The sequence below is a fragment of the Neorhizobium sp. 05N33 genome (assembly GCF_056397445.1).
This window is the reverse complement of the sequence record NZ_JBFTNK010000004.1, coordinates 26,635-40,309: the sequence shown is the minus strand read 5'-3', so window position 1 is coordinate 40,309 and position 13,675 is coordinate 26,635. Positions and strand designations below refer to the sequence as shown.

The 13,675-nt window shown below is 61.2% G+C and carries 12 protein-coding genes and 1 tRNA gene; 6 read left to right on the top strand and 7 right to left on the bottom strand.

Annotated features, from left to right (window positions below; translation table 11 throughout):
- Positions 1–25 precede the first annotated feature (25 nt).
- From AC1DLT_RS12660 to rfbA, 5 genes are all read left to right on the top strand, one after another.
- Positions 26–99, top strand: a tRNA-Gln gene (locus AC1DLT_RS12660).
- Between the two features lie 305 nt (positions 100–404).
- Positions 405–1,001, top strand: coding sequence for a dTDP-4-dehydrorhamnose 3,5-epimerase (gene rfbC / locus AC1DLT_RS12655; protein ID WP_247137667.1), 597 nt, complete (start codon positions 405–407; stop codon positions 999–1,001).
- Between the two features lie 27 nt (positions 1,002–1,028).
- Positions 1,029–2,087: a dTDP-glucose 4,6-dehydratase gene (gene rfbB, locus AC1DLT_RS12650; RefSeq protein ID WP_477486947.1), complete on the top strand. Its 1,059-nt coding sequence runs from the start codon at positions 1,029–1,031 to the stop codon at positions 2,085–2,087.
- Positions 2,084–3,013, top strand: a complete 930-nt coding sequence (gene rfbD / locus AC1DLT_RS12645; protein ID WP_038543963.1) for a dTDP-4-dehydrorhamnose reductase — start codon at positions 2,084–2,086, stop codon at positions 3,011–3,013. The genes rfbB and rfbD overlap by 4 nt, the downstream gene beginning before the upstream one ends.
- 4 nt (positions 3,014–3,017) lie before the next feature.
- Complete coding sequence (rfbA, locus tag AC1DLT_RS12640; RefSeq protein ID WP_477487234.1) at positions 3,018–3,926, top strand: glucose-1-phosphate thymidylyltransferase RfbA; 909 nt, start codon at positions 3,018–3,020, stop codon at positions 3,924–3,926.
- A 21-nt stretch (positions 3,927–3,947) separates the two neighbouring features.
- On the opposite strand, the gene AC1DLT_RS12635 is transcribed toward rfbA, so the two are convergent.
- The 5 genes from AC1DLT_RS12635 to coxB form a co-directional block, all read right to left on the bottom strand.
- On the bottom strand, positions 3,948–6,002 hold the full coding sequence (locus AC1DLT_RS12635; protein WP_477486946.1) for a response regulator: 2,055 nt from the start codon (positions 6,000–6,002) through the stop codon (positions 3,948–3,950).
- A 307-nt stretch (positions 6,003–6,309) separates the two neighbouring features.
- Positions 6,310–6,936, bottom strand: coding sequence for a cytochrome c oxidase assembly protein (locus AC1DLT_RS12630; protein WP_477486945.1), 627 nt, complete (start codon positions 6,934–6,936; stop codon positions 6,310–6,312).
- Positions 6,933–7,316: a hypothetical protein gene (locus AC1DLT_RS12625; protein ID WP_247137657.1), complete on the bottom strand. Its 384-nt coding sequence runs from the start codon at positions 7,314–7,316 to the stop codon at positions 6,933–6,935. The genes AC1DLT_RS12630 and AC1DLT_RS12625 overlap by 4 nt, the downstream gene beginning before the upstream one ends.
- Positions 7,313–9,829, bottom strand: a complete 2,517-nt coding sequence (gene ctaD, locus AC1DLT_RS12620; RefSeq protein WP_477486944.1) for a cytochrome c oxidase subunit I — start codon at positions 9,827–9,829, stop codon at positions 7,313–7,315. Before ctaD ends, AC1DLT_RS12625 begins: the two co-directional genes overlap by 4 nt.
- On the bottom strand, positions 9,826–10,893 hold the full coding sequence (gene coxB, locus AC1DLT_RS12615) for a cytochrome c oxidase subunit II (protein ID WP_477486943.1): 1,068 nt from the start codon (positions 10,891–10,893) through the stop codon (positions 9,826–9,828). Before coxB ends, ctaD begins: the two co-directional genes overlap by 4 nt.
- A gap of 327 nt (positions 10,894–11,220) precedes the next feature.
- Here coxB and AC1DLT_RS12610 point away from each other — a divergent pair, with 327 nt between their 5' ends.
- On the top strand, positions 11,221–11,439 hold the full coding sequence (locus AC1DLT_RS12610) for a hypothetical protein (RefSeq protein WP_309493821.1): 219 nt from the start codon (positions 11,221–11,223) through the stop codon (positions 11,437–11,439).
- A 170-nt stretch (positions 11,440–11,609) separates the two neighbouring features.
- Here the strand turns inward: AC1DLT_RS12610 and AC1DLT_RS12605 are convergent, their stop codons facing one another.
- Together AC1DLT_RS12605 and AC1DLT_RS12600 are read right to left on the bottom strand one after the other, a co-directional pair.
- Positions 11,610–12,143, bottom strand: coding sequence for an NADH-quinone oxidoreductase subunit B family protein (locus AC1DLT_RS12605; RefSeq protein WP_038543972.1), 534 nt, complete (start codon positions 12,141–12,143; stop codon positions 11,610–11,612).
- A gap of 15 nt (positions 12,144–12,158) precedes the next feature.
- Positions 12,159–13,670 (bottom strand): hydrogenase large subunit, encoded by a 1,512-nt coding sequence (locus tag AC1DLT_RS12600; RefSeq protein WP_477486942.1) that lies wholly within the window; start codon positions 13,668–13,670, stop codon positions 12,159–12,161.
- Positions 13,671–13,675: the final 5 nt, after the last annotated feature.

Genomic DNA, 13,675 nt, shown 5'->3' with positions numbered 1-13,675 from the left:
GGCGGTATCATCACCGCCGTCATGGTGGGGCGTCGCCAAGCGGTAAGGCAACGGTTTTTGGTACCGTCATCCCTGGTTCGAATCCAGGCGCCCCAGCCAGCTATTTCCGGGTCCGTTCTGGACACATGGGTTACGGTTTATTCCTGGGACATAGGTAACACTTTCGTCCCGAACGGGTGATCTCGGTCGAGCACCCAGACGACGATTTACCGCGGCGTCGATCTGCCCGTATTCGTTCCCCCAACACTTTTGCCGTCGGAACGACGGAAGATAGCGGGCGTAGGCTTCACTACCGCTATTGGACGATCCATGGCCGATCTGATGAGCCGCGTCTGAATTGCGCTGCGAATATCCATGTGGCCTTATCACTAGACATTCCGCAGTTTCAGGATCATGGGGGCCCTGTGCGCTTCGATAAAACGATCATTGAGGACGTTTTACTACTGGTTCCGAAGAAATTCGGAGATTCCCGAGGTTATTTCCTGGAGACATTTCGGAAAAGCCTTTTTGAATCCGAAGTAGGTCCTTTCACGTTCGTTCAGGACAACCGGTCCTATTCGGCAGAAGCAGGAACTGTCCGCGGTCTTCACTTTCAAACCAATCCTCGTGCGCAAGGCAAGCTGGTCTCGTGTTCCAGCGGCGCATTCCTGGATGTGGCGGTTGATATCCGTACCGGATCGCCGACCTATGGCAAGTTCGTCTCGGTGGAACTATCGGCCGAAAATGCCCTTCAGCTTTGGCTGCCGCCGGGTTTCGCACATGGGTTCTGCACCCTGACGGCAGATACGGTCATCACCTACAAAGTGACCGACTATTACAGCGCAGAACATGAGCGCGGCCTGCTCTGGAACGATCCCGAGCTTGGGATCGAATGGCCTGTCGCGGCAGACAAGGCGATTCTCTCGGAAAAGGATCGGGGGCAGCCGACGCTCGCCGAGCTTCAGTCCAACTTCAGTTATGCCGTCAACGATCAATTCGGCAGACTCAGCCGCAGCGGTTGACGAGAGCTTTTGGGGGTAATCCAAGGCATGCGCGTGCTTGTGACCGGTGGGGCGGGGTTCATTGGATCGGCGGTCATCCGCTACCTCGTGCTCGAAAAGGGGTACGAGGTCCTGAACATCGATAAATTGACCTATGCCGGCACGCTGACATCGCTGAGGTCGGTTGAAGGCAAGCCGTCTTATCGGTTCTTCAAGATAGACATATGCGATGCTGCGGCGGTGAGTTCCGCGATTTCGACATTCGGGCCAAACCGCGTGATGCATCTGGCCGCCGAAAGCCATGTCGACCGTTCCATCCTCGGTGCGCGCCAATTCGTCGAAACCAATATTCTCGGTTCTTTCACCATGCTCGAATGTGTCCGGGAGTACTGGGCGTCGCTTGAGCGTCGGAAAAAGGATGCTTTCCGCTTCCTGCATGTTTCGACGGATGAGGTCTACGGCTCGCTGGGGCGAGATGGGCTGTTCTCGGAAACGACGCCCTACGACCCGAGTTCACCCTATTCTGCATCGAAGGCCGCATCGGACCATCTCGCCAAGGCATGGGCACGCACCTACGACATGCCGGTCATCGTCTCCAACTGCTCGAACAATTACGGCCCCTTCCACTTTCCGGAAAAGCTGATCCCGCTGACGATCCTCAATGCGCTCGAAGGCAAATCTCTGCCAGTCTATGGGAGCGGCGCGAATATTCGCGACTGGCTTTACGTCGAGGATCATGCCCGGGCACTGGATCTCATCGCCGAGCGCGGCAGGGTCGGCGAAACCTACAACGTCGGAGGCGGCAATGAGCGCAGCAATATCGACGTAGTAAAGCACATCTGCGCGATCCTCGACGATTTGCGGCCGGGCGGAGGCCGCCATGAAAATCTGGTCCGGTTCGTGACCGACAGGCCGGGGCATGATGCACGTTACGCGATCGACGCGAGCAAACTGGAAACGGAACTGGGCTGGAAGGCGCAGGAGAGCTTCGAGACCGGGATCAAAAAGACGGTGCGCTGGTATCTCGACAATGAATGGTGGTGGGCGCCGCTTCGCCAGGGATATGACGGCAGTCGCCTCGGGCTTCTCAAGGCCGGGGCTGGATGATGGGCAATCCCAAGCGATACGTGGTCACCGGGCTCAAGGGACAGGTCGTTCAGTCTCTCCTCGAAAACACGAAGAAGCGAACCGATGTCGAGATCATTGCGCTCGGCCGCCCTGAACTCGATCTGGCGATGCCGGAGACGATCGCTGCAGCCGTCGAAGCCGCGCGTCCCGACCTGATCGTCTCCGCAGCCGCCTTCACCGGGGTGGATCAGGCCGAAATCGACAGGGAAGTGGCCTTCACCGTCAACGCAACAGGTCCTGCGGAACTGGCGCGCGTAGCGGCAGCACTCCAAGTGCCGATCGTCCACCTGTCCACAGACTATGTCTTCGACGGCAGCAAGTCCTCCCCCTATGTCGAATCCGATCCGGTCGCACCGCTTGGCGTCTATGGCCGCGACAAATTGGTAGGCGAGCGGAACGTGGCGGCCGCAACCGAAAACCATGCCATCCTCCGCACCGCCTGGGTCTACAGCCCGTTCAGCCGGAATTTCTTGCGCACCATGCTGAGGGTCGCCGAGGCAAGGGAAGAGGTGCAGGTCGTCGAGGATCAGATCGGAAACCCGACTTCGGCGATCGATATTGCCGATGCCATCATCGCCGTCGGGCAAAATCTGCTGGCTTCAAACGACCGTGCACTGCGCGGCATCTTTCATATGGCCGGAACGGGCGCGGCGAGCTGGGCAGACTTCGCAGACGAGATTTTCAAAATTTCGGCGGCAAATGGCGGGCCTTCCGCAAGGGTCGTCCGCATCCCCACCAGCGCCTACCCGACACCCGCCCGGCGACCCGCCAATTCGCAACTGGACTGTTCAAGACTCTACAGGCGCCACGGCATCGTCATGCCCGATTGGCGGGGTTCGACGGGATATGTCGTCAGGCGCCTGCTGGAGCCGGCCGATCTTGAAAACAGAAAGTTCGGGAGATGAAATGATGAAGGGGATTATTCTCGCCGGAGGCAGCGGTACGCGGCTACACCCGATGACCCAGGTGCTGTCCAAACAGTTGATGCCGATCTATGACAAGCCGATGATCTATTATCCCCTGTCGACGCTGATGCTGGCGGGGATCCGCGACATCCTGATCATATCGACGCCCAAGGATCTCCCGAATTTCCAGCTGCTGCTCGGCGACGGTTCCAAATGGGGTCTCTCGTTGTCCTATGCGGAACAGCCCTCTCCTGACGGCCTTGCGCAGGCCTATATCATCGGGGCGGACTTCATTGGCTCCAGCTCGTCCTGCCTCGTCCTCGGCGACAACATCTTTTTCGGCCATGGCATTACCGACCTCTTCAAAAGCGCCATGGCGCGGGAAAGCGGCGCCACGGTTTTTGCCTACCATGTCAACGATCCGCAGCGTTACGGCGTGGTCGAGTTCGACAAGCAGATGAAAGCGGCTTCGATTGAAGAAAAGCCGGAACGCCCTCGTTCGAACTGGGCCGTTACCGGCCTCTATTTCTATGACAAGGACGTCGTCGACATTGCTGCCAACCTGAGACCTTCCGCCCGAGGCGAACTGGAGATCACCGACGTCAATCGGGCCTATCTCGATCGCGGCACGCTCCATGTCGAGATGATGGGACGCGGGTATGCCTGGCTCGACACAGGAACACCGGACAGCCTGCTGGAAGCGTCGGAATTCGTGTCGACGCTGGAACGCCGCCAGGGCGTCAAGATTTCCTGCCCCGAGGAGATTGCCTATCGCCTGAACTTCATCGACGCCGTTCAGCTCGAATGCCTCGCCAAGCAATATGGGAAGAGCGCCTATGGACGCTATCTGACGGGGCTTCTGGAGGCTCCCGAACCGCTGCAGGTCCACAAACCGCTTAGCCTGGTCGGGTAAGTTGAAGCGCTCTCGCGCCGATCAGCTTTTCGCCGGGATCTCCAGGCGCACGACGTTTGTTGATTTCTCCGTCGAAATCTGGGCCGCCTCCAGTGAAGCAGTCAGGTCTTCGATCTTGAACGGCTTGGCCACAACCGGGCACCCGACCTCCGTGCCAGCCTCAAGCTTGTCGCTGTAGCCGGTCATCAGAACAACCGGCAGGCGCGAGTTCTTCCGACGTATTTCTTCGGCAAGCTCGATGCCGGACATGCCCGGCATCATGATGTCGCTGATCACCGCCTCGATCTCCGGGTGACGTTCGAGAACCTCGATTGCCTCGCTGCCGCTTGTCGCCACGAAAATCGTGGAAACCAATCCTTCCAAAGCCAGGCGCACCGATTCCAGCGAAGACGGCGTGTCGTCCACTATCAACAGCTGGCCAGGAAGATCTACCCCTGGCTTTGCGGGTTCGCGTGGAATGCGCTGTTCGTTCGAGCGAGGAAGCAGCAACGTGAAGGCACTGCCGTGGCCAACCACGCTCGACACCTTGACGGCACCGCCGCTCCCTTTCGCAAAGCTATGGACCTGGGTCAGTCCGAGACCTGGGCCGCCGTTCTTCTTCGTGGAGAAAAACGGCTCGAACACCCGCCCCAGATGCTCGGATGCGACGCCTGTTCCGGTGTCTGCGATCGTCAAGGCAATAAATTGTCCTTGAAGCGTCGGATCTTCCGCAGCGCCATCGAGGACATTTCTTGCCGAAATCGTTACCTGACCACCGCTGCCCATCGCCTCGCGCGCATTGGTCAGGAAATTGATCAGCGCGATCTCAAGACCCGCGGGATCCACGTGAACGGGCCAGATGTCATCCGGAACGTTGATGTCCATGACAATCGTGTCATCGACGGCTTGTCGCAGCAGCGGTCTCAATTCGGCAAGCTTGATGTCCAGCTCCACATGTCCGGCACCTTGGTTGGAGCGCCTGGAGAAAGACAGCAGTCGTTGGGTGATCGTCTTTCCCCTCGTCACTCCGTCACTCATGTGCGAAAGGAGCTGCGTCACCCGCTGCTCATCGTTCCGCCTCCTCCTGATGCCCTCGACGCCCGACTGAAACACCATGAGCAGGTTGTTGAAATCATGGGCTGCCTGGCCCGTCAGCTTTCCAAGCGCATCCATTCGCTGCCAGTTTGCCATGCTTTCGCGTTCGCGGTTCCTGGCCCGAATCTCCCTGTGAAAGAGAAATGCAGCCGAACCTGAGAGCAGCAGCGTAAAGCAGCTGGCTGCGGCGAGCAGCAAGGTCGCCTTGCGTGCCAGCCTGTCATATTCGGCAACCGGCAGACCTACCCTCACCCGCCATGGGGTTTCCCCAAGCGCAACTTCGGCAACCCGCAACTCCTGCCCGTTTTTGAGCGTCGCCAGGCCAAAATCCGTTCCGGAAAAGCTTGCGAACTCGCTTGCCGCATTGCCGGCGAGAGCAGGAGCGCCGGTGGAAGCGACAAGGCGATCCTGACCGTCGACGATCCAGGCAGCCCAGTTTTCCGGCAGCCCGTTGGCATAGAGGAGGTTCGTCACGATCGTCGGGCGGATGACAACCGACAGAATGGCTCGAAGCTTGTCATTCCTCTGGATCGGAACCCTCACGGCAAAGGCGGCCTGCCCCCGGGGGCCGATCGAAACATTGCCGATCACAGCGCCGCCCGTGCGAACCACGGCCTGGTGGCTCTCGATGTCGACGACCTGTTTTTCAACCGAACCCTCCAGCGGCGGCAGCGACAGCACCACCTCGCCTTTTTCGTCCGATATCCGGATCTGCTCCCATTCAGGTACTCGCTCCCGCAGGCGTCGAGCGGTCTCGGCGAAGGCGGAACGGGGAATCGGCGGATCGAGACGGGGCGAATCTGCAACGACGGTCAGAAGCTGAATCTGGCTTTTAAGCTCGCGCTGAAGCGTGGCGGCCATGGCCGTCGCTTTGCTGCGAATGTCGGCGTCGAGCGCGTTCTGCTGCTCCTGAATGAAGAACCTGCCCATCACTGCGGCGAGAATGATGAGCGGGATGAGCGACGCAGTAACGAGAAGGAGCGCTGGCCGGGTTTGATTCAACTGATACTCCGATATCCGTTGTTCACGTTCCATCAAATAAGCCAGAGCCTGAAACTTGCAACGCCAATTTGGGCCGGAAGGTCAGCGCCGCGCCGGATGGCTGGAGAGATGGCATCGATCAGCGTCATGCAAACGACGATGTCAACGGTCGACCGTTCTTTCCTCCGCCTTTTCCACGCCACAACGACATGTTCTCCGTAAGATCGGATTCTGCAATGACCGGAGGCGACCTGTCCCGCAACCGCAGACCTGTGGACCTGCTCTTCCAACCAACCGGAGCGAAGCATATCCACTTTTCCGCCGCGACTCAGCGATCCGGCACCGGCGCGTTCAGCATGCGGGCCAATAGCACCACGCCGCCGGCCAAATAGACCGCAGCGCCGACCAGCAGCATGACAACGCCGCCGACCTGCTGATCCGCGGCGGCATCGAGAGTGACGCCGAGGCAGGTCACTTCTCCTTCTCCATAAAGCGGGCGCGGCGAAAGTGCCAGCAGCGCGCCAAGCAGGGTCATATGCATGGATGTTAAAAGCAGGCCGAACGTGCCGGCAAGGCGCCGCTCCTCCCTTCCGGCTAAGCCGCTGCCGAGGCAGGCGAGCCAAAGCGCCAGCCCTGCCCCGAAAAAGATTGCCTGCTCGAGTGCCGCGAAAGCAATCGAGCTTTCGGAAAGCGCCCGAAGCGCCGGGATATGCCAGATCCAGACCGCGAAAAGCTCGATGACGGAGGCAAGCAGGGGAGTGAACCACGCTCGGCCGGCGGTAAGGTCCCGCTCCGTCCCCGATATTCCGACAGCAACCAGCGGCGCAGCGCCGGCCACCACTCCCATATGCGCAATCATGTGGACGGAAAAAGAGCTGCGATCGGCAAAGGGCAACAGCACCGCCCATAACAACAGCAGCATGACGAGGCCGGTTGTGAGCGCCGCCTTTGTCATGGCTGACACTCGGCGATGAAGATCAGCGGGATGGACGCGAAAACCACGGCGACGAAGCTGAGGCCAGACAGCAGCAGTGTCGCAAAGCCTTGGAACAGGGTACGGGCATCGCGGGTCGGCTCGTCATGCGGCGGATCGGCCGCTCCGAAACCCCATTGCCGCCAGGCGAGATACCCCGACAGCACGATCATCGCCAGCGCCAGCACAGTCACGATGACAAGTGCGATCCGCACGCCGTCGAAAGTGAAAGAGGACGGCAGCCGTTTCGCGCAGAAGACCGCAACCGTGACGTAACAGGCAATGAAATGCAGCGCCCAGACGGTCGGCGCCGTAAATAGGGTCCAAAGCGTTTCGACTTCGCGCGGAATGATGCTTTTCATGACGCCACCAGCGGGAAAAGGCCGATAACCGCGAAAGTGACGACGGCGGTGAAGGCCATGAAATGCCAGTAGAGTGCGACGTTGCGGATATCCTGGTCATATTCCGCGGTCATCCGTCCAGCGACGCTGCGGGCGAGGCAATAGGCCTGCATGATCGCGCCGACCACGCCGTGCGTCACCGTCCAGATTGCGACGATCCAGACGATGGCCGGATAGACATTCGCTGTCGGATCCATGCCATGCAGATAGGGACCGGCAAGGCCCGCAAGCGAGGCGGCGACCGAAACGGCGAAGGCGGCGGTGAGCGCCAACCGCGCATCCGGCCGGCCCTTGTCGTTGAGTTCGCGCGCCAGCAACGTCAGGCCCCAGGCGATGACGTAGAGCACCAGCGCCGCCATCGGCCACAGGACGCCGGGTCCATTGGCGACCGTGGTGAAGTTGTCATGGTCGGTCCAGTAGAAGAAATAGCCGAAGATCAGGCTCGCGAACGCCGTGCCGTCGCCGACCATGGTGATGAACATCGCCCACCAGCCGACTGACGCCGGCCCGGAGACATAGATCGGCAATTTAAGGCCAAGCCCGACATCGATCTCCGACGCTTCGGGGATCGGCGCAGTCCCCTTCCACAGCCAGTGAATGATGGCGATGAAGGTGATGATCGCGAAGACGATCGTCGTGATCCACAATTTGAAGGTCAGCGCGATGAACACGCCGCCGAGCGCGATCGCCGCGATGATCGTCACGTAGGAAACGCCGCCGACCCTCAGGCACTGGATCGGCTTGGCATCCAGAACAGAGGTCACCAGGGTCTCGCGCTTGCCGGACTTCGCATCCGGCAAATAAAAGCGCCCGGCCTCGATATCCGCCTGCAGGTTTGGCTGATCCCAGAGCGGATAACGGCTGTTGATGATCGGCACCGACCGCATGCCCCAGCTTTCCGATGGATCGTTGGTCCATTCGAGCGTCCCGGAATTCCAAGGGTTGAGATCGCGCCCTGCCGGTTGTTGCTTCGGGCGAAAAATGTCGATGACGAAGGTCGCAACACCGGCGGCGAAGACGAAGGCACCGATGGTCGAGATGAGGTTGAACCAGTCCCAGCCGATATCTTCCGGATAGGTGAAGACTCGCCGCGGCATGCCGCGCAGGCCGGAGAAGTGCATGGGGAAGAAGGCGACGTTGAACCCGGCAAACATCAGCCAGAAAGCGGCCCTGCCCCAGGCATCGCTGAGCTTCTTACCCGTCACGAACGGAAAATAATAATAGATGCCGGCGACGACCGGAAACAGCATGCCGCCGATCAGCACGTAGTGCAGGTGCGCGACGACGAAATACGTGTCATGCGCCTGCCAGTCGAACGGCACGAGCGCCACCATGACGCCCGTCAGTCCGCCGATCACGAAGATGATCAGCCCGCCGGCCCCGAACAGCATCGGCACCGAAAAGACCACCCGGCCGGCGAGCATGGTGGCGATGAACACAAAGATCTGCACGCCGGTCGGGATCGCCACCGCCTCCGATGCCGCCGAGAAAAAGGCAAGCGAGATCTGCGGCAGGCCGGTCGCGAACATATGGTGCACCCAGAGCCCGAAACTTAGGAAACCCGTACCGACGGCAGCCAGGACGATCCACGAATAACCAACGATCGGCCGCTGCGAGAAGGTCGGCACGATCATCGCCATCAAAGCGATTGCGGGCAGGAAGATGATGTAGACTTCCGGGTGGCCGAAGATCCAGAACAGGTGCTGCCAAAGCAGCGGATCGCCGCCTCGCCTCGCGTCGAAGAACGGCCAGTCGAACATCCGCTCCATCTCGAACAGGATGTCGCCCGCGATCAACGGCGGAAAGGCAAAAAGGATCATGCCCGCGACGATCAGCAGGTACCAGGCGAACATCGGCATGATGTTGATACGCATGCCGGGCGCCCGGCATTTCATGATGCCGACGATGATCTCGACGGCTGCGGCAATCGACGCCACTTCGATGAAGGACAGGCCGAGCAGCCAGATATCCGCGCCGATGCCGGCATATTCGTCGTCGGTCGCAAGCGGCGGATACATGAACCAGCCGGCGTTCGGGGCGGCGTTGAAGAAGATCGAGCCGCAGACGAAGACGCCGCCGATCAGAAAACTCCAGAAGCCGAAGCCGGACAGCCGCGGAAACGGCAGCTCCCGGGCGCCGAGCATCGACGGCAGCAGAAAGATCGCGACGGCTTCGAAGATCGGCACCGCGAACAGGAACATCATCACCGTCCCATGCAGCGTGAAGGCCTGGTTGAAGAGTTCGGCGGAGATGAAGTCATTCTGCGGCACCGCCAGTTGCAGGCGCATCAGGAGCCCGAGCAGGCCGGCGAACAGCATGAAGGCAAAGGCGGTGACGCCGTACCAAAGGCCGATCTCGCTGTTGTTGACAGAGGTCCAGTAGCGGATGCCCTTCGGCGTCTCCCATACCTTGCGGAGCCGTTCCTCCTGCGCCGCCCTCTCCTCCGGCGAAAAATTGCCGAGCTCCATGGTCATCTGAGCCCCTTCAGGTAGGCGGCGATCCGATCGATCTCGGCCTCCGGCAGCATGCTGAAATGAGGCATGCGGGCCTCCGGCTTCACGGTATCGGGATCGCGCAGAAACCGCGCAATTTGGTCCTTCTCATTGGCCAGGGTGCCGGCTCCGACCGAGCCCCGCTCGCCGAAGGCAGTAAGGTCGGGGCCTATCGTTCCCCCTGCCTCGGTGCCGGAAATGCCATGGCAGGCACCACAGCCATGTCTGAGGAACAGCTCCAACCCCTGTGCGTCACGGGTGGCGGAGGATCCCTGCCGCGCCTTGTACCAGTCCTCGTACGCTTCCGGTTCCATCGCATGGACGGTGAAAGCCATCAGCGCGTGACTGGCGCCGCAGAACTCTGCGCAGACGCCCCGATAGGTACCGGGCTTTTCCGCCTGCAATGTGAGGCGGTTCTCACGGCCGGGTATCATGTCCATCTTGCCGCCGAGCACGGGTATCCAGAAGGAATGGATAACGTCGGGCGATTTCAGCAGAAAGACGACGCGCTCTCCGGTCGGTACGCGCACTTCATTGGCCGTTTCGAAAACGACCGCGCCACCGTCATCGAGATAACGCACCCGCCACCAGAACTGCTCGCCCGTCACCTCGACGCGCCGCAGGCCGCGATCTTCTGCCTGGAACCAGGGCCGGACATTGGGCATCAGCCAGACGGCATAGGAAAGGAGGGCCGCAAGGATGACCGACGGCAAAACAGCCCCGCCCCAGAGGATGAGCTGCCCCGCGCCTTTTTCCGAATAGGTTCGACGCTTGCGCGCGGCATGGAACAGCAGCCCGACGACACCCGCCCAGATCACCGCGCCGCCGATCAGCATGACGAAAAAGAGGGTTGCGACCGCGCTGGCCTCGCTGCCTGCCGGATCGAATGCCGACTGGACGCCGGAACATGATGCCAAAAGCGGAAACAGAAGAAGGATGATCGTGGCTCGGATTGCCGGCCGATGGCCGCCCGAAATGCCGTCCCGGCCGATGTCTCGTCCTGATCGGATTGGCCGGCCAACGCCGGTCAAGCGGTCATCATCCATTCGACAAGCACCCATCGTGCCATTCGGCCGTCAGCCGGACATGGAGCCGCAACGCACGACCTGAGGCTTTGTTCCAGGAAAGAAGACCGGACCAAGATGTTTAAAACAGGTCGGCCTCCGAAGGGAAATCAGCACGAGCGAAGTAGCGACCGGTCGCCGCGCATCCGATCCCGTGAGCACTCGAAAATAGTGCCCGGATTGATCTCGATCACTGATGACGCTGCTGATGCGCGTAGTTTCACCTTTTAACCCAAAAGGGAGGTTACCATGCCGCTGAAATTGAAGTCAGGATTCTTGACATCCTCCGGACAGGAGGGTCGCCTGTTGATGGATACAGGGATCGGCGACCAGGTCGTCGTGGTTACCCACAATGCGCTTGAGGCCATCGCCGATCCCCCACGCGCCGATGAATTCAGGCTGCAGGAACATATCGAAGTCTTCAGCCGGATTGCGAGCGACAAGTTCGACGGAAAACAATTCGATCCGACCGGCCATATTCGCGTGACGTCCGAGGACGTCCGCACGTGGCGCAATATCGGCCGATAGATGTCGGATGCTCCAGGCCCAGCCAATATAGCACCTGAAGACGTGGAGGCTGCTCAGGCCACAGCAGGTTCCGGACGACGGCGAACCTGCAAGACAGCGCCGCAACCGGCCCCTTCCGGATACCTGTCATTCGCCCTGTGGTCTGAAGAGGTCGGGCCATTGGAGTAGCCTCACGAAGCGCGGGCTCCCTTGTCCGCCTGATCGAGCAATGCAAGCAGGCCCTTCAGGATCTCTGTCGGGGGCGGCGGGCAGCCTGGAATATGAAGGTCCACCGGCACGACCTTCGAAACCCCGCCGATGACCGCATAGCTATCTGCGAAGCAGCCGCCGTCGCGGGCGCAACTGCCGAGCGCCACGACCCATTTGGGGCCGGGCGTGGCGTTGTAGGTCCGTTCCAGCGCCTCGGCCATGTTCCGCGTCACCGGACCGGTGACCATCAGCACGTCGGCATGCCGCGGCGAGGCGACGAAGCGGATGCCGAAACGCTCGATATCGTAGAAGACGTTGCTCAGCGCGTGCATTTCCAATTCGCAGCCGTTGCAGGAGCCTGCGTCGACGGCGCGGATCGACAGGCTGCGGCCAAGCCGGCGACGGGCCGACCTGTCGACGGCCGTGGCAAGCTCCTCTATCGCCGCATCGGATTGTCGCGGGGCCGCTTCTGTGAGCGGCGGCCGGATCAGACTTTCGAAAAGGAGCCTGCGCATGGCTATCTGCCTCCGTTAGAGATCGTGGCCGGAATAGGAGCAGTTGAAGGATTTGTTGCAGAGCGGGAAATCGGCAACGATGTTCCCTTCGATGGCGGCTTCCAGCAACGGCCACTGGAACCACGAAGGATCGCGCAGATGGCAGCGATCCACCCGGTTGCCGGCAAGCCTGAGCCAGACAAGGATGTCGCCGCGAAAACCTTCCACGACGGCCATGCCTTCGCGCACCTCCCCGTTGTCGGCTACGTCATGCCGTGTGGGGCCGGGCGGCAACTGGTCGAGAATCTGTTCGATGAGCGAGAGGCTCTGCTCGACCTCACGGATGCGGATCCAGATGCGCGCGTTGACGTCTCCTTGGTCGAGTACCGGCACATCGAAGCGGAGAACATCGTAGGGCGGATAGGGCAAAGCGCGCCGGACATCGAAGGCGCGCCCGGACGCACGCCCGACATAGCCCCCGGCGCCGTAAAGACGGGCGAGATTCGGCACGAGGATGCCTGTGCCCACCATCCGGTCCTGCAAAGACGCGGTATTGTCATAGAGATCCACCAATGCCGGAAACTTTCTGCGGATCTCGGCAAGCAGCGTGCGCAGGCCCGCCGCACCGGCCTCGTCGAGATCGGCGGCGACGCCGCCGGGCACGATGCAGTCGCGCATCAGGCGATGGCCGAAAGCGGCATCGGCAACCCTCAGCACACGCTCACGCAGCGCGCCGCAATGGGCAAGCATCAGCGGGAAGGCGGCGTCGTTGCAGATGGCGCCGATATCGCCGAGATGGTTGGCGAGCCGTTCCAACTCCGCCATCAGCGCCCGGAGCCAGACTGCGCGCGGCGGGATGTCGAGCCCGAGCGCTGCCTCGGCCGCCCGCGAGAAGGCATAGGCATAGGCGACAGTGCTGTCGCCGGAGGTCCGGCCGGCAAGCTGGAGTGCCCTGCCGAGATCGGCCCCCGCCATCAGGCCTTCGATGCCCTTATGGACATAACCGAGGCGCTCTTCGAGGCGGACGACCGTCTCGCCATTGGCCGTGAAGCGGAAATGTCCCGGCTCGATGATGCCCGCATGCACCGGACCGACCGGAATCCGGTGCAGGCTTTCGCCTTCCGCCGGCAGGAATTCGTAAGGCACAGCTTCCGCAGGCCCGATGGCCTTCTCACCCAGCGGAAAGCGCAGGGTCCAGCGGCCATGGTCGAGCCACGGCCGGCTGTCGGGCAGGCCCTGCGGTTCAAGGCCGGTCAGGTCCCGTAGCGCCCGTTCCAGCCGAAGAGCGGGAGGATGACGGCGAGCCACCGAAGGATAGTTGCCTTCAAGCCCTTCCAGGCTGATAACGCCGACGGTGCCGTCGGTCTCGTCGAACACCGCCATGTGCACGGCATCCGCTTCTCCCCAGAGCCCGAGCAATGTCCTTTGCCTGTCCGCAAGGGTCTCTGTTACCGCAATCCAGCCCGCAGTATTGGCGACCGCGCGCGGCCATGGACGATGGTGCTGGACCAGACGGCTCTCCGGGGCGGTGGCGATCAAGGCCGGCATGACAA

Bases quoted from the DNA above. Each gene is read 5' to 3' on its own strand.
- rfbB (WP_477486947.1), top strand. From the start codon at position 1,029: ATGCGCGTGCTTGTGACCGGTGGGGCGGGGTTCATTGGATCGGCGGTC.
- rfbD (WP_038543963.1), top strand. From the start codon at position 2,084: ATGATGGGCAATCCCAAGCGATACGTGGTCACCGGGCTCAAGGGACAG.
- rfbA (WP_477487234.1), top strand. From the start codon at position 3,018: ATGAAGGGGATTATTCTCGCCGGAGGCAGCGGTACGCGGCTACACCCG.
- AC1DLT_RS12630 (WP_477486945.1), bottom strand. From the start codon at position 6,936: ATGACAAAGGCGGCGCTCACAACCGGCCTCGTCATGCTGCTGTTGTTA.
- AC1DLT_RS12625 (WP_247137657.1), bottom strand. From the start codon at position 7,316: ATGAAAAGCATCATTCCGCGCGAAGTCGAAACGCTTTGGACCCTATTT.
- ctaD (WP_477486944.1), bottom strand. From the start codon at position 9,829: ATGACCATGGAGCTCGGCAATTTTTCGCCGGAGGAGAGGGCGGCGCAG.
- coxB (WP_477486943.1), bottom strand. From the start codon at position 10,893: ATGGATGATGACCGCTTGACCGGCGTTGGCCGGCCAATCCGATCAGGA.
- AC1DLT_RS12610 (WP_309493821.1), top strand. From the start codon at position 11,221: ATGGATACAGGGATCGGCGACCAGGTCGTCGTGGTTACCCACAATGCG.
- AC1DLT_RS12605 (WP_038543972.1), bottom strand. From the start codon at position 12,143: ATGCGCAGGCTCCTTTTCGAAAGTCTGATCCGGCCGCCGCTCACAGAA.
- AC1DLT_RS12600 (WP_477486942.1), bottom strand. From the start codon at position 13,670: ATGCCGGCCTTGATCGCCACCGCCCCGGAGAGCCGTCTGGTCCAGCAC.